This is a genomic window from Aliivibrio fischeri (assembly GCA_038993745.2).
GTDB lineage: Bacteria > Pseudomonadota > Gammaproteobacteria > Enterobacterales > Vibrionaceae > Aliivibrio > Aliivibrio fischeri_B.
In genome coordinates this window covers 40375-59782 of the sequence record CP160629.1, presented here as the reverse complement: position 1 = coordinate 59782, position 19408 = coordinate 40375, and the positions used below count along the sequence as shown (strand labels likewise).

The following is a 19408-nucleotide window of genomic DNA, read 5'->3' as shown; positions in this document are numbered from 1 at the left end:
GCATAGTATCTAGTTAACACCAAAGCTCACCACATTTCCCCTGAAACCTTTAAGCAAAGCGATCTGAACCCTGCTTTTTCTCGTCCCTACTCTTACTTCTTCTCTTCCGCCAACCACTCTGCTACATCTTTCGCAAAGTAAGTTAGGATGCCATCAGCACCAGCACGCTTAAAGCACAGTAGTGATTCCATCACCGTATCGCGTTCACTCAGCCAACCATTCATGATAGCGGCTTTATGCATCGCATACTCACCAGATACTTGGTAAGCAAACGTCGGAACTTGAAGTTCAGTCTTAACACGACGAACAATGTCCAGATACGGCATACCTGGTTTCACCATCACCATATCCGCACCTTCGTTGATGTCCATAGCAACTTCATGAATTGCTTCATCACTGTTTGCAGGATCCATCTGGTAATTCTTTTTATTACCACCTTTTAGGTTAGATGAAGAACCCACTGCATCACGGAAAGGACCGTAATAACAAGACGCATATTTTGCAGAGTACGCCATAATTTGTGTATGAACGTGACCTGCTTTTTCTAGCGCTTTACGGATTTCACCAATACGGCCGTCCATCATGTCAGACGGAGCCACCACATCAGCACCCGCTTCTGCGTGCGATAACGCCTGCTTAATCAGAACTTCAGTTGTCACGTCATTCATTACGTAACCATCTTCATCGATGATGCCGTCTTGGCCATGAGTTGTGAATGGGTCTAAAGCCACATCAGTAATCACACCAAGCTCTGGAACATGTTCTTTTAGGGCTTTAACTGTACGTTGAACTAAACCTTCAGGATTGTAAGCTTCAGCAGCACATAGACTTTTAACGTCTTGAGAAACCACAGGGAAAAGTGCAATCGCAGGAATACCTAAATCATAAAGACGTTGCGCTTCTTCAAGCAGTAAATCGATAGATAAACGCTCAACACCCGGCATAGACTCAACAGACTCACGACGATCTTTACCCATAAGAACAAACATTGGATAAATCAAATCATTTACTGTTAGTTGGTTTTCAGCCATTAGTCGGCGGCTAAATTCATGTTTACGCATACGGCGCATGCGACGGTTTGGAAACGCACCAAGAATGGATACAGACACACTGTGCTCCTTTTTGTATTTATGATGCTTTCCAATATATACCTATCGAGTGGCTAATCGTAGTCTTTCAAGTGACTTTTTCGTATAGATCTGATTTTTACTTTGAACTTGGTATGATAGAAGCCATTATTTTTTGTTTTAGGGTTTCACCATGATAGATACTCACGCTCATATTTATGCAAAAGAATTTGATGAAGATAGAGATGCTGTTGTTCAGCGCGCACTAGAACAAGGTATTAGCAAAATTCTACTACCTAACATCGATTTAGAATCTATCGAACCAATGCTCAAAACCGAAGCAGCTTATCCTGATGTTTGTCATTCAATGATGGGATTACACCCTTGTTATGTGAATGCTGATGTTAAACAGACCTTAGCAACTATTCACTCATGGTTTGAGAAGCATAACTTCATTGCAGTAGGTGAAATAGGTATTGACCTATACTGGGACAAAACCTTTAAAGCAGAACAAGAGATGGCATTTATTACCCAATTAAATTGGGCAAAAGAAATGAAACTGCCTGTTGTTATTCACACTCGTGATTCTATTGAAGAAACATTAAGCTTATTAAAACAAGAGCAAGACGGTTCATTATCTGGTGTTTTCCACTGCTTTGGTGGTTCAGTTGATGAAGCAAAAGCCATTAATGATTTAGGGTTTCATTTAGGCCTTGGTGGTGTGTCTACCTTTAAAAATGGCGGGATGGATAAGATTATTCCTCATCTTGATATGGATTATTTAATCCTAGAAACCGATTGTCCTTACTTAGCACCCGTTCCACATCGTGGTAAGCGCAATGAGCCTGCGTATACGCAATTAGTTGCTCAACGTGTAGCGGATTTACGTGAAATGAGTTTGGCTGATGTGGATGCGATTACGACGGCGAATGCGATGAAATTGTTTGGGATTTAAGAAATCGCTTAGCTTAAAGTATCTAGTTAGCGCAGCGTATAGGCTTTTGCCTTTCCTTGCCCCTCGAGCGAAGCGTCCTCGCCTCTCGTCCCTGCTTTTTTACTTTGCTCCATAAGAAAAGCCCCACTAGATTTTCATCTAGCGGGGCTATAACTTTACTCGCAGCAGTCCGGCTACTAATGGTGCTCCATGCATCAAATCCTTGATAGTATGCTGAATCCGTCAGCTTATTCCTTTCGTCGCCATCCTAGCGGTGTCCATGATCTATCCTGATCCGTTAACAATCCTTAGTTAACTCTCTTCGCTTGTTCCTTGAGCGGTGTCCTTTACATCGTCCTGATGTGCAGTCCATTTACCTCAATCCTAGAGGTGTCCATTGTCTTTCCTTAGTAGCAACCATCCTAGTTACTATTGCGTCCATTCAATGTCCATTTCGCTATCCATGCCGATTACTAATCCTAAGTAACCGAGTGCCTCATCCTGAAGCGTACCAAATCCTTGGCTAGTTCCTGTTCCGTGTCAGCATCCTTCCGACACCAATAAGATTACGCTTTTCACTTTTTTCAGCAATAGACTAATTTCAAATAATTGCAAAAAAAAATATAACCCCATCCCCAAACAAACACAAAACATTAAATATCAATAACTTAATAAAAAACAGAGAGAAAACAGCGCAAAAAAAAAGCGCTAAATCTCACTCGCTTGTGAGAGATCTCGCACAAGCGGTTTCCTGTTTGTCTATTTATCTCTATAAAGCCTCAAAAATAGAGCGTGATCATGATCACTTAACTCACTTTGTATGGTTTAAAGCAGGCATAAAAAAAGCACTGATAATCATCAACGCTTTTTCAATATTCAGATTTTCTATCAAGCATTATGCTTCATCTTGTTCCAAATCATCTTCATTATCCTCTCTCACATAAAAGCGTGAGAAGAACAAACCAATCTCAAACAAAATACACATAGGTACTGCCAGCAACGTCTGAGAAATAATGTCTGGTGGTGTCAACATCATACCTACAACAAAGGCACCAACAATAATATATGGACGCTTTTGTCTTAACGTATCTGGGTCTGTAGCACCAGTCCAGCATAGCAAGATGATGGCAACAGGTACTTCAAATGCAATACCAAAAGCCAAGAACAATGCTAAAACAAAATCAAGATAACTGGCGATATCAGTTGCTACTTGAACCCCTTCAGGTGCAATGGTTGTAAAGAAACCAAATACCAAAGGAAATACAACGAAATAGGCAAATGATACACCGGCATAAAACAGCAAAGAGCTAGAGAATAGTAACGGCATGATGAGTCTTTTCTCATGCTTATACAGTCCAGGAGCTACAAATGCCCATACCTGATAAAGAATTACTGGAACAGCGACAAATATCGATGCCACCAAAGTCAGCTTTATGGGCGTGAAAAATGGTGACGCGACATCAGTTGCTATCATAGTTGCTCCCTCTGGCAGTCTTTCTACCAAAGGCGCTGATAAAAACTCATAAATGTCATTAGCAAACCAAACTAAACCTAAGAACACGACAATAACTGCAATGATTGCTTTTAATAGACGATTTCTTAACTCTAGTAAGTGCGCTAACAACGGCTGAGAGGATTCAACTGATGACATAATTACTCTGCTTTCGTTTTAGAAGTTGAGTCAGATGCTGCAGAAGAAGAGCTGTCCGCACTTGGCGTTTCTGCTTTTTCTTCTTCTGGTTTTGCATATGGACGAGTGACATCTGCTGCCGCTTGTTTTAACTCTTCTACTGATTTTTTAAGATCAGGCGATAAGTCATCCATATTCATCTGTTCTGCTTTGCGCAAATTCTCTTGAAGTTCTTGTATCTTCAATTCTTGTGACAGCTCATCTTTGACGTTATTCGCCATGCTTTTTGCTGCTCCAATGAACTGCGCAACAGAGCGGATCGCTTTTGGTAAACGTTCCGGTCCTAATACAACTAGTCCAACAACAGAGATCAGTATCAGTTCCCAAAAACCGATATCAAACACTTATTATGCCTGCTCTTTGTCGTTTTGCTTTTGTTTTTCTACTGTTTCAGCTTCTTTTTTCTCTAAGTTTTGAGGTACAAAATCAGCGTCTTTTTTCGCTTCTTTTGCTGGCTCATCTTCACTTATCGCTTTTTTAAAGCCTTTAACTGCAGAACCCAAATCACTACCTACACCACGTAATTTTTTCGTACCAAATAACAGAACGATAATTACTGCAATAATAAGAAGTTGCCAAATACTAATACCACCCATGCTTATTTCCTCAGCGTGTTAGGGTTAAAAAATTGCTAAATAAAGCGACGTTTAACGACGATATGCTCGCCAGCTAAATAGCCAAAACGCAGCTCCTGTAGCAGCACTAATTGATGCTAACACAGTAATGTTACTGGTTAATAACACCGCAGAACAAATCAGAAGTGTGGCTCCAACATTAAATAGGAATTGCCCTTTTGCTTGTTGACGCTTACTTTGACGGTAACCTGCGTAAAGTTTATCCATTCGTTGATTAAGAACTTTGCCCTGGCGCAAACTGTCATAAACTAAATCTGGCAGTTCGGGTAATTTTTCAGCCCAGAATGGCGCTTTCTCACTCAAAGCAGTCACAAAGGCTGCCGGTCCTACCTGTTTTGCCATCCACGTTTCTAAAAACGGTTTGGCGGTTGCCCATAGATCTAATTGCGGATAAAGCTGTCTGCCTAGTCCTTCTACGTACAACAATGTTTTTTGTAACAAGACTAATTGTGGTTGCACTTCCATATTGAAACGACGCGCTGTATTAAATAAGTTCAACAGCACATGACCAAAAGAAATTTCTCCTAATGGTTTTGCAAAAATGGGTTCACATACCATTCGAATAGCAAATTCGAATTCTTCAACATTAGTGTCTGCCGGAACCCAACCAGAATCAACATGTAATTGCGCAACTTTATGATAGTCACTATTAAAGAAACCCAATAAGTTTTCTGCTAAATAGCGTTTATCTTCCTTATTGAGTGTTCCAACAATACCACAGTCTAATCCGATCCATTGTGGATTTTCTGGATTATCTGGATTTACAAATACGTTTCCTGGGTGCATATCAGCATGAAAGAAGCTATCTCGAAACACCTGAGTAAAGAAAACTGAAACACCACGTTCAGCCAATAACTTCATATTAGTGCCGTTTCTTTCAAGCTGCTCAATGTCTGATACTTGAATACCGTAAATGCGCTCTGACACCATAAGATGCTCAGAGCTTAAATCTAAAATGACTTCAGGTACATAAAGTTCTTCACTGCCTTCAAAGTTTCTGCGCAGCTGCATTGCATTACTGGCTTCTCTTCTTAAGTCTAGCTCATCAAGTAAGGTTTTTTCGTACTCTTCAATGACTTCAACTGGTTTTAAACGACGAGCTTCAGGAATATGTTGTTCAACTAATCTCGCCATGCGATACATTAAGCGAATATCAGATTCGATGACAGGACGAATATCAGGGCGAATTACTTTAAGAACAATTTCTCTACCCGAGTCTTTTAACTTTGCGGTATGTACTTGAGCAATGGAAGCAGAAGCCAACGGCTTAATATCAAAATCGGTAAACCAATTATCGAGTGGTCCACCTAATTCCATCTCCATTTGATCTTTCGCTAATTGTCCGTCAAATGGCGCAACTTGGTCTTGAAGTAACGCTAATTGGTCAGCTAAATGAGGAGGAAAAAGATCTCGACGAGTCGACATCATTTGACCGAACTTAATCCAAACAGGACCGAGCTCTTGTAATGCTAGACGTAAGCGTTCACCAAGTGGTTTTTCAGGATATTTATTTTTAATCCAGAATAAACCTTTACGTAATCGCTTTGGCAATTGAGTTAACGCATGTTCAGGTAACAGCTCATCTAACCCATACTCAAGTTGAACCTTAGTGATGTGATATAAGCGCTTTAACTCAGATGGCGTCATGCTTGTTCTAACCCTGTTTTTTGTATTAGACGAGATAAACGAGCATCTAGCTCTGTAAATTGAGCTTCAACATCGGTTACTTGATCGCAAAAGTGAGCGATTTCTAATGGTGCAGGTGCCATTTTCCACTCTTCAGTAAGAACTTCTGCTGCATGGCGAGTTTGACGTGTGATCTGTTTTTTCACCCAGCACGCTCCACCTTTTACTCCACTAACTAAAGTATGAGCAACAATATCACCAGTATATTGAGATAATTTATCTTCAACATCTGGTTTTAACTCTTCAAGTAATGCAGAAAATTGTTGAGCAAGTTTTAAATCGCCTTCCAATACCAACTTATCTTGTTTGATAAGTTGAGTAATATTATTTTGATCACGCAGTTGTGGCAAAACAGAAAGATTTAAAGCTAAGTAGCAATCAACAGAACCTTCGAATCGAGAAAGAATATCAACTTGTAGGTGACTAAATACAAAGAAAAGATCCTTGTTCACTTCATTTAAATGAACATGAATAATCTTTTCTTTTAAACGATGCAATGCCGCTTTGCTCTCTGGTGATTCTTTTAACAGAGTATTTAACCCTGTCTCCATCACGCCTGTTACGAATGGTTCTAATGGCATTATTCTATCCCTTAAAACTTGTAACCACGGTGTAGAGCAACGATACCACCCGTTAAGTTGTAGTAATTTGCTTGCTCAAACCCTGCATCTTCCATCATGCCTTTCAGTGTTTCTTGATCTGGGTGCATACGGATAGATTCAGCAAGGTAGCGATAACTGTCTGCATCATTTGCGATGATTTCACCCATTTTTGGTAATAGGTGGAAAGAGTACGCATCGTAAATTTTTGATAACGGCTCAAGGATTGGTTTTGAAAACTCTAGCACTAATAAACGACCGCCCGGTTTAAGAACACGGAACATCGAACGCAATGCTTTATCTTTATCCGTTACGTTACGAAGACCAAAGCTGATGGTAATACAATCAAAATGGTCATCAGGGAAAGGCAATTCTTCCGCATTTGCTTGTACGTAATTTACATTACCTACGATGCCCATATCGCGTAGTTTGTCACGACCAACGTTTAGCATTGAGTTATTAATATCAGCAAGAATAACTTGACCTTTCTCACCAACAATACGTGAAAACTTAGCCGTTAAATCGCCAGTACCACCAGCTAAATCAAGTACTTTATGACCTGGACGTACGCCACTACAATCAATCGTGAATCGTTTCCAAACACGGTGAACACCACCAGACATAAGGTCATTCATGATGTCGTATTTTGCTGCTACAGAGTGAAATACTTCTGCAACTTTCGCTACTTTTTCTTCTTTAGCGACTGTAGTGAAGCCGAAGTGTGTTGTTTCTTCAGCCATGTTCATCTTGTCCGTCATTTTTCGTCCTCTAGAGATAGGTTCGCTGAATCCGGTCTCTCTGAATTCAACAGCCCTCTAGTCTACTTTATCCAACCCATTATCACCAAGTGTTTGCGTCGTATCGGCTTCAAAAGATTGGTCAATAAGACGGCGATTTATGTCTCTCTTCACTTCAACACCGAGTTCTTTAAAGCTTTCAGCTTGACGAATTAGGTTCCCACGCCCACTAGCCAATTTATTCATTGCCCCCTGATAACTTTGATTCGCCTTATCAAGTGCACCACCAACGGCCTCCATATCATCAACAAAAAGACGCATTTTGTCATACAGTTTACTTGCTCGCTCTGCGATGATTTTGGCGTTTTGGTTTTGTCTCTCGTTACGCCATAAATTACTGATGGTTCTAAGCGCAACCAATAACGTTGTAGGACTAACGATAATAATATTCTGTTCCATCGCATCAGAGATGAGCGATGGGTCAGCCTCTATCGCAACTTGGAATGCAGGCTCTACAGGAATAAACATTAAGACATAATCTAAGCTGCGTAAGCCATTTAACTTGTGGTAATCCTTTTTACTTAATCCACGTAAATGAGCTCGAATGGCCATTAAATGTTCATCAAGCGCGTGTTCTTTTTGATTAAAATCTTCACTGTTAAAAAAACGCTCATATGCCACTAAGGTCATTTTTGAATCAACCACGACATCTTTCTCATCAGGTAAGTGAACAATCACATCAGGATAAAAACGCTTACCGTCTTCGTCATCCATACTGACCTGAGTATCGTATTCGTGCCCCTCTCTAAGGCCGGATTCTTTCAATACTCGTGAAAGAACAACTTCACCCCAATTACCTTGTTGTTTGTTGTCGCCTTTAAGAGCATTGGTCAGGTTTACCGCCTCCTGTGTCATTCGCTCATTAAGCTGTTGTAGGCTACGAATTTCATGTACCAGAGTGTGGCGCTCTTTAGCTTCAAAACCAAAACTGTCGTTTACTTGTTTTTTAAATCCTTCAAGCTGCTCTTTTAATGGAGATAACAAACCTTCTAAACTCACCTTGTTTTGTTCATCAACCGTTTTGGTTTTCTGTTCAAACAATTGGTTGGCTAAATTTTCAAACTGCTGCTTTAACCTTTCTTCTGCTCGCTCAAGTAATTCAATCTTCTCTTGGCTTGCTTTGCGTTCTTCTTCATTACGTGCTTCTTGTTCTCTCAATTCGGCTTCGACATTTGAATTTGCTTGGCGAGAAAACTCGAGCTGCTGAGTTAAGTACTCTTTTTCTTTTTGAATAGCATCAAAATAACGCAGCTTTTCCATTGCCGCCATTAAACGCCCATGAGATTGCTTTTGCTCTTGCGCTAATTTATCGCGCTCAAGATCAAGCTCATCGAGCTCTTGCTGCTGCTTTTCAACTTGTTGGGTTAATTGATGCAATTGAGAATTTGCCAATTTTTTTTCTGATTCTAACTCATGCTCCAATAAAGCTAGCTCTTGCTGATTTCGACTTTTTGTTAATACATGAGCAACGGCATACGCGATACTAGCGCCTGCAAAACCAAACAATAAATGCCCACCAAACTGATTCAAAAATTCCATAACTCACTCAATGTAAACACGAATTACCATAGGATATTTTGATACTGGATAAATGTCCAGTTAACACTATTTTTCAAGCACAGGTACACTCCAGATCCAAATGGATTTTTTACTGAGAACAATAACAATGAACGAACGTCGTGCTTTAGGATTTGGTGTCGCTGCGGTTCTGTTGTGGTCAACCGTTGCCACTGCTTTTAAAATCACTCTTGAGCATTTTACGCCAACCCAAATGCTAACCATTGCAAGCGCTGTTTCTATTCTGGCTCTAGCTGGTGTTGCTGCTTATCAAAAAACACTATCGCAACTGATTGATACCTTTTTAGCTAACCCTTTGTATTACATTTTATTAGGTGCAATTAATCCCCTTGCTTACTACTTGGTTCTATTCAAATCTTATGATCTATTACCGGCATCTCAAGCTCAGCCTCTTAATTACAGTTGGGCAATTACCTTAACCTTAATGGCTGCGGTTTTTCTTGGACAAAAAATACGAAAACAAGATTGGATTGCGTGTGTTTTAGGCTATCTAGGTGTAATCGTTATTGCAACTAAAGGTGATGTGCTTGCATTAGAATTTGATAGCCCTCTAGGTGTGGGCTTAGCCTTATTCTCAACATTATTGTGGGCGGGTTACTGGATTCTTAATACGAAAAATAAAGCAGATCCTATTCTTGGGCTTTTACTTGGTTTCTTAGTTGCTCTACCTGTTGCGATAGGTTTAAGTATTTATGAAGGAGCACCATGGGCTCAAATACCAATGAGTGGTTGGGCTGCGGTTTCTTACGTAGGGTTATTTGAGATGGGCGTTACCTTTGTTTTATGGTTGTCGGCATTACGTTTAACACAAAATACGGCACGAATTAGTAACCTAATTTTTGCCTCTCCATTTATCTCTTTGCTGCTACTAGCCAATATCATCGGAGAAGAAATACACCCATCAACATTAATCGGATTAATTATGATTGTGTGTGGTCTACTGATCCAACAGTTCTTTGGTAAAAAGGAAGAGCGCCAAACAGAGCAATAATTGCAATGTGAGTAATAAATAGAGATTTACTGAATACCTAAAAAACAAAAAGCAGCGTATATACGCTGCTTTTCTATTTTAATTACCTAACCAAAATTTGAATTAAGGTTATTATTTATTCTTACTCGCTAAATAAGCTTGGAAGTCTTCTAACGAAACCCCTTCTTTTGCCATTTCTTCAGCCAGTTTTTTTGTCGTTTCACCTTTACGCTCTTCAATTACCACTTGGAATTGGTAAATCAGATCACGCAATGTTGGAACAGACACTTGTCGCGCAGCGCTTCTTACGCGCTCTTGGCTTTGATTACCTAGTTCAGAAAGTAGTTTACCAAACATGAGTTTTTCTGGTGACTCTTCCATTTGCTCTAGGACACGAGCCATTTCAATAACGGACATCGACATTGCGTGTTTTGCCTTTTAATTTTCAATCAACAGTAATTAAGTGCTGAATATACACTGAAACCATAATTAACTGAATATATTAAAAAGTAAAATTGCTCTTTTTCTGTTCAAATTATGCGAATTACTGCGTAACGGTTTCAGAATGCCAACGTTGGCCTGTTTTAGTTAATAAAATCAGCAAACCTGGGATAAGAAGCCACATCATTAGGGTTAAGAGTTGTGCAGATGGGAGTGCTAATCTTTGCATTGTGCCAACAATGATACCTGCACCACTCATTTGAAATAACCCTAACAATGCGGCAGCTGTTCCCGCTCTATCACCAAATGGTGCCAGCGCTTTACCTGCTGCTGAGCCAAGCACTGATGCATAGCCTACAGAAGCCAAAAATATTGGGACCATAAACGCCCAAGCTTGCTGAATATGTTGCATACCTAACATTAAACCACCAGATATCGCTAGTATCGTTAAGCCAGATAATAAAACTCGTTTTGTTCCAAACTTGATCATGAACTTAGGAGCAATAAAGCAAACTGCAATATTGATCGCTGCATTAATCGCAAACCAATAGGTAAACTCATTCATAGTCAGCCCTAATTGATCCATCAAGAAAACAGGTGCTGAAGTAACATAAGCTAAAATAACCCCCATTGATAACATGCATAAAGAAGCATGGAACAAAAAGGTTGGATTCTTTAATACAGACCAATAGCGAGATGGACTAATAAGTTTCCCTGTTTGAACTGTATTTTCCGGTTTTGTTTCTTTGTAGTTAGTAAGAATTAAAGCAAAACCAACTAAAGCAAAACCAGCCATAAAACTAAAATTTGAACGCCAGCCGAAATGATGAGTCAAGTAGCTACCTAAAATCGGAGCTAAAGCAGGAATAAAACAGATAGCGCCGTTTAAATAGCTGATCATACGCCCGCCTTTCTCTGCACCAAATGAATCTCGCACAGAAGCAAAAGCCGCAACCGAGGTAGCACAAGCACCAAAACCTTGTAATAACCGAGCCAGTAATAGCATTTCCATCGCTTGTGCAAAATAAGCTAATACTGCACTTAAACCATAAATAACAATACCCGTTAGTGCGATTGGTCTACGACCATAGCGATCAGCTAATGGACCTGCAAATAACTGCCCTAAACCCATACTAAACATAAACCAAGTAATCGTATCTTGAGCCATTGTTGATGGTACATGAAACTCTGCCGCCATCGCTGGTAAAGCAGGAAGATAAATATCAATAGCTAATGGGCTGAACAATACTAATACCACCATTAATGTGATGATTTTTTTGTCCGATACTGATGACATTGATGTTGCTGAGTGAGGTGTAACTGGCGTATGCATTGATAACTCCTAAAATGATTCGAGGAGTGTACTCAATTAGAGATATGAACAGAAATGGTTTATATTCAGATCTAACATTCTTATTTGGAATATCTCTATGTTTTTCGAAAAACTGGCAAAGATTGATCTTAATCTTCTTCTTACGCTTCATTTATTATTAGAAGAAAAAAGTGTCACCCGTGCAGCTCAACGTTTGTGCTTAAGCCAATCTGCCGTTAGTAAAAACTTAGCGAAATTACGCGAACAATTTAACGATCCACTTTTCTCTCGCACATCTTATGGTTTGCAACCCACTGCAAAAGCACGAAACCTTCAAGAACAACTTCACACGTTATTAAGTCACTTAGAAAGTATCACTGAAGCATCAAATTTTGATCCTAAAAGCAGTCATTATCGATTTCGCTTAGGTTTGGTTGAAAGTACTTATCCATTACTGCTTCCACACTTCATGTCATATATTTTAAACAAAGCCCCTAATGTCATGTTAGATACTCATGCATGGGATACCAACACATTAAAGAAACTTCAATCTGGTGAAATGGATATAGGTATTACAGGTAAAGACCTCGACCCAAAATACGCCAATATCACTATGCATACGCCTGAAGATATTTGCAGCAAAGAAATTTATAGAGATAGCCAAATGTGTTTGGTTCGCCGTAATCATCCTGTATTAAAACAAGAATGGACGCTAGACACTTACCTTCAACAACGTCATGTACAAGTTCGCTGTGATGGTAAAGACCAATGGTTGCTTGATTACAAATTAGCAGACAGAGGACTAGAACGTAGTATTGGTATTATTGTGCCTGATTTTAATAGTGCTGCGAGCTTATGTACTCATACCGATTTAGTTTTCACAGCACCAAGCCACTTTATAAAATTAATAGCCAAGCAACTTAACTTAGTTGTATTACCCTTGCCTACAGACTTACCTCAAATGGCATACACCCTATTTTGGCATCAACAAAAAGAGAATGATGCGGCAAATTGTTGGCTTAGAAATACCATAATTAATCACTGTAAAGATTTATCAATATCAACAATTGCAGATGAACACTAAAAGCGCTAGGTTATAACTCTACAAAAAACATAACTAATTTCTGCCTCGTACACACGGACAGAGTCATACCAATTAATCACAGGTATAAAAGGACACTCAGATGCACCCACAAACTTCTCAGCGTGTTGAACAACTACGTACATGGCTTGCTCAACAAGATTTCGATGCCTTAATTATTCCTCATGAAGATGAATTTCTAGGTGAATATATTCCAGAGCATAACGAACGTTTGCATTGGGTTACTGGTTTTACTGGTTCTGCTGGTGCGGCTGTTATTACTAAAGAAAAAGCGGCTATTTTTGTGGATGGCCGTTATACCGTTCAAGTTCGTAAACAAGTGCCTGCAGATGTATTTGAATATCGTCACCTACATGAAGAACCACTGCTTGAATGGATTAAAGACAGTCTTACTTCGGGTTCAAAAGTGGCAATAGACCCACGCATGCACACAGCTCAATGGCTAAAAACAGCATCAAAAAATGTTGAAGGCGTTGTAACTCTTGAAGCAATCGCCACTAACCCTATTGATGAGTTATGGTTAGACCGCCCAGAAGTTAAAGTGTCTGATGTGCGTTTAATGTCATTAGAATTTGTCGGCCAAAGTTCTGAAGACAAGCGTAAAGAAATTGCAAAAGAAGTCTCAAAGAAAAAAGCTGACGCTGCGCTATTAACACAACTAGACTCCATCTGTTGGTTATTGAATATCCGTGGTTTGGATGTTTCTCGCCTACCAGTACTTCTTTCTCATGCCATTATTCACGCAGATGAAAGTGTTGATTTTTTCCTAGAACCTTCACGTCTTCCTGCAGAGTTTAATGCTCATGTTGGCCAAGGTGTTCGAGTTCACCAACCAGATGCCTTGCAAGCAACATTAGAATCACTTGCAGGTAAAAAAGTTCTAGTTGATTCAGCAACATCAAACGCGTGGATGTCATTAGTCTTAAGTAATGCGAACGCAGAAATCATTGAAGCATCTGACCCATGTTTACTACCAAAAGCCGCTAAAAACGAAACGGAAAAAGCAGGCATGCGTGCTTGTCATGTTCGTGATGGCGCTGCTATGGCTAAATTCTTAACTTGGTTTGACGCAGAGATTGAAGCTGGCACTTTACACGACGAAGCTGTTTTAGCAGACAAACTTCAAGCATTCCGTGAAGAAGACCCCTCTCTGGCTGATTTAAGTTTCGATACTATTTCTGCAGCTGCTGGTAATGCGGCAATGTGTCACTACAATCATCAAAACCAACCTGAACCAGGTAAACTACAAATGAACAGTTTATACCTAGTTGATTCAGGCGGTCAGTATCCAGATGGCACAACAGACATCACTCGAACATTAGCGGTTGGTACACCAAGTGATGACATTAAACAGCAATTTACTTTAGTTCTTAAAGGCCATATCGGGTTAGCAAATGCTCGCTTCCCTAAAGGTACATGTGGACATCAATTAGACATCCTTGCTCGCCAACATTTATGGGCGCAAGGTTATGATTATGATCATGGTACTGGCCACGGTGTTGGTCACTTCTTAAGTGTCCATGAAGGTCCTCAACGTATTGCTAAAGTAGTAAATAATACAGCTCTTCTTCCTGGAATGGTGCTTTCTAATGAGCCAGGTTATTATCGTGCAGACGAGTTTGGTATCCGTATTGAGAACTTAGAACTAGTCGTTGAAATTGAAACTCAAGGTGACTTCTCGGTTCTTGGATTTGAGTCTTTAACACGTTGTCCTATCGATAAACGTCTGATCAATGTTGATATGCTAAATCGCCCAGAGTTAGCGTGGTTGAATCACTATCATCAGAAAGTCTGGAATGAAGTTAGCCCTCTTGTTGATGGCGAAGTAAAAGAATGGCTTAGACAAGCGACCGATGAATTAAGCTACGAAAGCTAATTCATTAAAATACAACAATAAAATGCCACGTATTTACGTGGCATTTTTTTAGTAAAAAATATATGTTCCACGTGAAACATGGTTACAGTTCAAATTTATTATGTAATTTATTTCACAGATACAAACATTTTGCGCCACAATATCTAACTAACAATAAATCACTCAATATTATTAATACAAACCATAATTTGGTCACATACAAAATCCTCTTTATACGTAATCCTTCCTTGGAATTTAAAGGAATATAGGACTACACATAATGAAAAAAACACTTTTAACTCTTTCGATTTCAAGCTTTCTTTTTAGTGCATCATCCCTCGCTTCAGCTCCCAATACAGACTTAAACTTGATGCCATACCCTCAATCAGTAGAGTTAAATTCAGGCCAATTAGAAATTACTAGTGATTTCAGTATTTATATTGATGGTTATAAATCAGAGCGCATTCAGCAACTTGCCTTACGTATTATTCAACGTGTAGAAGCTCAAACTGGATTACCACTACTTACTCCTTTTGCTTCATCTAAAAAGGAAGCGACGCTAATTATCGATGTGAGTAAGGCGGCCAAAAATAAAATTCAAGATAACGACATTGACGAGTCTTACGAATTAACCATCAATAAAAAACAAATCATTTTAGAATCTGATCGTCCATACGGAGCACTCCGTGGTGCAGAGACTTTTCTTCAATTAATCAACACATCCAAAGCGGGTTACTTTGTTCCTCAAGTAAATATTGAAGATGAACCCGTTTCCCATGGCGTGGAGCTTCATTTGACTCCTCTCGTCACTTTGTCACCGTTGATACAATTAAACGTCAGATTGATGGTTTTGCTTCCGCAAAAATGAATGTCTTTCATTGGCACCTATGGGATGACCAAGCAATCCGAATTCAAATCGAAAGTTACCCTAAGCTGTGGGAGAAAACTGCCGATGGTGATTTCTATACAAAAGAAGAAATCAAAGACGTTGTTGAATACGCCCGCCTACGCGGTATTCGAGTAATTCCTGAGATCTCATTGCCTGGTCACGCTTCAGCTGTTGCTCATGCTTACCCTGAATTAATGTCTGGAGAAGGTGAACAATCTTACGATCAACAACGCGCTTGGGGTGTTTTTGTTCCTCTAATGAATCCTATTAACCCTGAACTCTATGTCTTCTTCGACAAAGTATTCAGTGAGGTAACTGAGCTGTTCCCAGATGAATACATTCACATTGGTGGTGATGAGCCAAATTACCAACAATGGACAGATAATAAAGAAATCCAAGCATTCATCGCAGAAAATAATATTGATGGTAATCGTGGTTTACAGTCATACCTAAATGCACGCATTGAAAAAATGCTAAACAAGAAAGGTAAAAAGATCATGGGCTGGGATGAGATTTGGCATAAAGATCTGCCAACATCGATTGTCATTCAAAGCTGGCGTGGACATGACAGTATTGGTCGAGCAGCAAAAGAAGGTTATGCCGGATTGCTTTCAACGGGGTTCTATTTAGATCAACCACAACCAACCAGCTACCATTATCGTAATGACCCTATGCCAAAGGGACCACAAGTCGATGATCAACTGCACAGTGGAGAAACATTCGAAACCTACACTTGGCAGAAACCAAGAGGCAAAGGTGGACCACGTAAAGGTACCCTAACTATCATTACCGATAAGAATGGTAATGCCCGTGCCTTTACAGATTACAACGGAAAATCACGAGCTAAAGTCGATATCATAGAATACACCAAAGGTGAGTCATTCCGTGGTCATTTTGATAACTTCATGTCTTACACCGAATTTAATCTAATCTTTAATAACGGCAACATTAAAGAAGAAAGCTACCAGCTAGTCGGAAATGTTCGCTGGCCAACAACAGGTAAAATAACCGCAAGTTCATCAATCAAGAACTCAGTGATTCCAGCTCCTAATGGTGGCTATCCTGTTGCTTTAAATAAAGATGAAGAAAAACTTATTCTTGGTGGTGAAGCTGCTATCTGGGCAGAAAACTACGACGACCTAACCGTTGAAGGTCGAATTTGGCCTAGAACTTATGCCGTTGCTGAACGTTTATGGTCAGCTGAAGAGCTTACCGATGAAGACAGCATGTACCAACGCCTACAGGCAATGGACAGCTGGGCAACGATTTCTGTTGGCTTACAACATCAAACCAATAGCTATAAGCAGTATTTACGTATTGCTAACGGCGGTGATGTGTCTGCACTGATGAGTTTTGCAAACTATGCAGAACCTGCCCAATACTATGCTCGTAACTGGGCGAAGTATAATTCTACCGATCCAAAAGGAGAACTATACAATCAATACGAAAGATTAAATCGCTTTGCAGACGCAGTTCCAGTGGAGAGTTTTGCAGTATTAGAAATGATGAAACTTGCAAAGACGGCGATCAATGATCAGAGTGATTTAAAAGCACTACAAAAACATTACCAAACTGTCTTAGAGAGTGCGCAAAAATCAGAAGTCATGTTTAAAAATAATGTATCTTCTTTAGATACTGTACTGCTAGCCCAAAAACATGTTGAGGTAGCAAAAGCAACGTTAGCAGTTATTAATGAGCTTGAAAAAGGCCAACAACCAACATCGACACAACTAGATAACCTATTATCTATTACTACAAATGCATCAGGAATGTACGATGAAATGATTGTTGCTATTGTTCGCCCAACAGAAGAGTTAGTTCGTCAGTTACGTAAGTAACTGAACTAAAAATCAACAAACTAAATAAAGTACTACTTAAGTTAAGTAGTACTTTAATTTACTGCTCTCAGGTTATTTTTATATCCAATTTAATAGATGTCGCTTGCTTACAATATGCTAAATAGAGGTAAACCCTCGCTCCCAGTCCTTCCAAACCGGTTCAAACCCCCTCGCTTGTACCGCTAAAGAAACAGATTCAGCAGATCGCTCATCACTAATAGAAAACTGTTCAAGCTCTTGGTCATCATTTGCATAACCACCCGGTTGTGTTTTCGATGCAGCGGATATTGATGTGATACCTAATGGCAATACATTATCTCTAAAATGTTCAGACTCTCGAGTGGACAATGACAGTTCAACCTCAGGGTTTAACAACCGATAAGCACAAATTAATTGCACCAGTTGTTTGTCACTCATTATTGATTTTGGTTGCAGCGCACCTTCACATGGTCGCAATCTTGGAAAAGAAATTGAGTAACGAGTCTGCCAATATCGACGCTCTAAATAATCCAAATGCGCTGCCACAAAAAAGCAATCTGTTCGCCACTCTTCTAGCCCAATAAGCGCCCCAATTCCAATCTTATCAATGCCCGCTTTTGCCAATCGGTCAGGCGTTTCTAATCTAAATTTAAAATCGGTTTTATTACCACGAAGGTGATGCTCCGCATAAGTAGATGGATGATACGTTTCTTGATACACCATCACCGCATCCAAACCTAAGGTTTTTAATTCTGCATACTCTTCTTGTTCTAAAGGCTGAACTTCCATTGCGAGATAATTAAACGACTGCTTTATCTGCGGTAATGTTTGACGAAAGTAATTCATCCCAACTTTGGTTTCATGTTCTCCCGTTACCAAAAGAACACTATCAAAATTCATCGCTTTAATCGCCATCACTTCCTGTGCAACCTCATCTTGGTTGAGCGTCTTTCTCTTAATGCGATTCTCCATTGAGAAACCACAATAAGTACATGCATTCGCGCAAAGATTAGAAAGATACAAAGGAATATAAAAACCAATCGTATGACCAAAACGTTGGCGAGTTAATCGTGCAGACTCTTGAGCCATTTGTTCAAGATAGCTTTCTGCAGCAGGAGAAATTAAGGCTTTAAAATCTTCAAGATCTCGTTTGGATTTACTTAGCGCTCTTTCAACATCATGATACGTTTTACTATAGATAGAGAGCTTAACTTCATCCCAATGTAACTTTTCCCATTCATCAGTAAATGTCATTTCATTCACCTTAATCAAGAAATGCCGTTAATGGACTAGAAGCAACGGCTTGAGTGTTGACTGACGCCAACCCATTTTCATAAGCTAATCGGCCAGATTGCACAGCTAATTTAAATGCAGTTGCCATTGCGATTGGGTTTCTTGCAGCTGCAATCGCAGTGTTCACAAGCACAGCATCAGCCCCCAGTTCCATTGCCAAAGCGGCATGAGATGGCGCACCAATACCTGCATCAACCACTACAGGTACTCGAGCTTGGTCAATAATAATCTCTAAAAAGTCACGACTGACAATACCTTTATTTGAACCAATAGGCGCACCTAATGGCATGACAGCAGCACAGCCAACCTCTTCCAGTCGCTTACATAAAACGGGATCTGCATGACAATATGGCAAGACAATAAACCCTTGTTTCACTAACTCTTCTGCTGCGGTTAATGTTTCAATTGGGTCAGGCATTAAGTATTTGGGATCAGGATGAATTTCCAATTTAAGCCAATTTGTCCCTAATGCTTCACGAGCCAGTTGTGCAGCGAAAATTGCCTCACGAGCATTTTTAGCACCAGACGTATTGGGTAATAAGTTAATTCCAGCATCCACAATCGGCTTTAATATATTGTCTTCAGGGTTATTCACTTCAACACGTTTTAACGCCATTGTTGATAATTCAGAACCAGACTCTATAAGTGCCTTTTGCATAACGTTGGCATTTGGAAACTTTCCTGTTCCGGTGAATAAACGTGATCTAAACGTCTTATCTCCAATGGTTAATAAGTCATTCATG

General features: G+C 39.8%; 16 protein-coding genes and 1 pseudogene. 5 read left to right on the top strand and 12 right to left on the bottom strand.

Going from position 1 to position 19408, the window contains the following annotated elements; genetic code table 11:
* Positions 1 to 92 precede the first annotated feature (92 nt).
* Positions 93 to 1109 (bottom strand): porphobilinogen synthase, encoded by a 1017-nt coding sequence (gene hemB / locus AAFX60_000265; protein ID XDF77715.1) that lies wholly within the window; start codon positions 1107 to 1109, stop codon positions 93 to 95.
* 151 nt (positions 1110 to 1260) lie between these two features.
* Here hemB and AAFX60_000260 point away from each other — a divergent pair, with 151 nt between their 5' ends.
* On the top strand, positions 1261 to 2022 hold the full coding sequence (locus AAFX60_000260) for a TatD family hydrolase (GenBank protein XDF77714.1): 762 nt from the start codon (positions 1261 to 1263) through the stop codon (positions 2020 to 2022).
* A gap of 874 nt (positions 2023 to 2896) precedes the next feature.
* Here AAFX60_000260 and tatC read toward each other — a convergent pair.
* Genes tatC through rmuC form a run of 7 tightly spaced genes read right to left on the bottom strand, consistent with a single transcriptional unit; the run spans position 2897 to position 8947 of the window.
* A complete protein-coding gene (gene tatC, locus AAFX60_000255) occupies positions 2897 to 3652 on the bottom strand; it encodes a Sec-independent protein translocase subunit TatC (GenBank protein XDF77713.1) in 756 nt (251 codons plus the stop codon).
* 2 nt (positions 3653 to 3654) lie between these two features.
* Positions 3655 to 4035, bottom strand: coding sequence for a Sec-independent protein translocase protein TatB (tatB, locus tag AAFX60_000250; protein ID XDF77712.1), 381 nt, complete (start codon positions 4033 to 4035; stop codon positions 3655 to 3657).
* 3 nt (positions 4036 to 4038) lie between these two features.
* Positions 4039 to 4287, bottom strand: coding sequence for a Sec-independent protein translocase subunit TatA (gene tatA / locus AAFX60_000245; protein XDF77711.1), 249 nt, complete (start codon positions 4285 to 4287; stop codon positions 4039 to 4041).
* A gap of 51 nt (positions 4288 to 4338) precedes the next feature.
* A complete protein-coding gene (ubiB, locus tag AAFX60_000240; protein XDF77710.1) occupies positions 4339 to 5973 on the bottom strand; it encodes a ubiquinone biosynthesis regulatory protein kinase UbiB in 1635 nt (544 codons plus the stop codon).
* Entirely contained in the window at positions 5970 to 6593 is a 624-nt protein-coding gene (locus AAFX60_000235) for an SCP2 domain-containing protein (protein XDF77709.1), read from the bottom strand. The genes ubiB and AAFX60_000235 overlap by 4 nt, the downstream gene beginning before the upstream one ends.
* Positions 6594 to 6604: 11 nt before the next feature.
* Positions 6605 to 7369 (bottom strand): bifunctional demethylmenaquinone methyltransferase/2-methoxy-6-polyprenyl-1,4-benzoquinol methylase UbiE, encoded by a 765-nt coding sequence (gene ubiE / locus AAFX60_000230; GenBank protein ID XDF77708.1) that lies wholly within the window; start codon positions 7367 to 7369, stop codon positions 6605 to 6607.
* Between the two features lie 57 nt (positions 7370 to 7426).
* On the bottom strand, positions 7427 to 8947 hold the full coding sequence (rmuC, locus tag AAFX60_000225) for a DNA recombination protein RmuC (GenBank protein XDF77707.1): 1521 nt from the start codon (positions 8945 to 8947) through the stop codon (positions 7427 to 7429).
* A 127-nt stretch (positions 8948 to 9074) separates the two neighbouring features.
* Here rmuC and AAFX60_000220 point away from each other — a divergent pair, with 127 nt between their 5' ends.
* A complete protein-coding gene (locus AAFX60_000220; GenBank protein ID XDF77706.1) occupies positions 9075 to 9977 on the top strand; it encodes a DMT family transporter in 903 nt (300 codons plus the stop codon).
* A gap of 111 nt (positions 9978 to 10088) precedes the next feature.
* On the opposite strand, the gene AAFX60_000215 is transcribed toward AAFX60_000220, so the two are convergent.
* Positions 10089 to 10379: a hypothetical protein gene (locus AAFX60_000215; GenBank protein ID XDF77705.1), complete on the bottom strand. Its 291-nt coding sequence runs from the start codon at positions 10377 to 10379 to the stop codon at positions 10089 to 10091.
* A 121-nt stretch (positions 10380 to 10500) separates the two neighbouring features.
* Entirely contained in the window at positions 10501 to 11730 is a 1230-nt protein-coding gene (locus AAFX60_000210) for a multidrug effflux MFS transporter (GenBank protein XDF77704.1), read from the bottom strand.
* 97 nt (positions 11731 to 11827) lie between these two features.
* On the opposite strand from AAFX60_000210, the gene AAFX60_000205 reads away from it, so the two are divergent.
* The 3 genes and pseudogenes from AAFX60_000205 (at position 11828) to AAFX60_000195 (ending at position 17393) form a co-directional block, all read left to right on the top strand.
* Positions 11828 to 12793 carry a LysR family transcriptional regulator gene (locus AAFX60_000205; protein ID XDF77703.1) on the top strand — a complete coding sequence of 322 codons (966 nt, stop codon included), beginning with the start codon at positions 11828 to 11830 and terminating at the stop codon, positions 12791 to 12793.
* Between the two features lie 100 nt (positions 12794 to 12893).
* Positions 12894 to 14687, top strand: a complete 1794-nt coding sequence (locus AAFX60_000200) for an aminopeptidase P family protein (protein XDF77702.1) — start codon at positions 12894 to 12896, stop codon at positions 14685 to 14687.
* Between the two features lie 259 nt (positions 14688 to 14946).
* Positions 14947 to 17393: pseudogene (locus AAFX60_000195) on the top strand (family 20 glycosylhydrolase).
* A 117-nt stretch (positions 17394 to 17510) separates the two neighbouring features.
* Here AAFX60_000195 and thiH read toward each other — a convergent pair.
* Both thiH and AAFX60_000185 read right to left on the bottom strand, forming a co-directional pair.
* Positions 17511 to 18626 carry a 2-iminoacetate synthase ThiH gene (gene thiH, locus AAFX60_000190; protein XDF77701.1) on the bottom strand — a complete coding sequence of 372 codons (1116 nt, stop codon included), beginning with the start codon at positions 18624 to 18626 and terminating at the stop codon, positions 17511 to 17513.
* Positions 18627 to 18636: 10 nt separating this feature from the next.
* The gene (locus AAFX60_000185; protein XDF77700.1) at positions 18637 to 19407 is read right to left on the bottom strand and encodes a thiazole synthase; all 771 of its coding nucleotides are present in this window, start codon (positions 19405 to 19407) and stop codon (positions 18637 to 18639) included.
* Between the last annotated feature and the right edge of the window lies 1 nt (position 19408).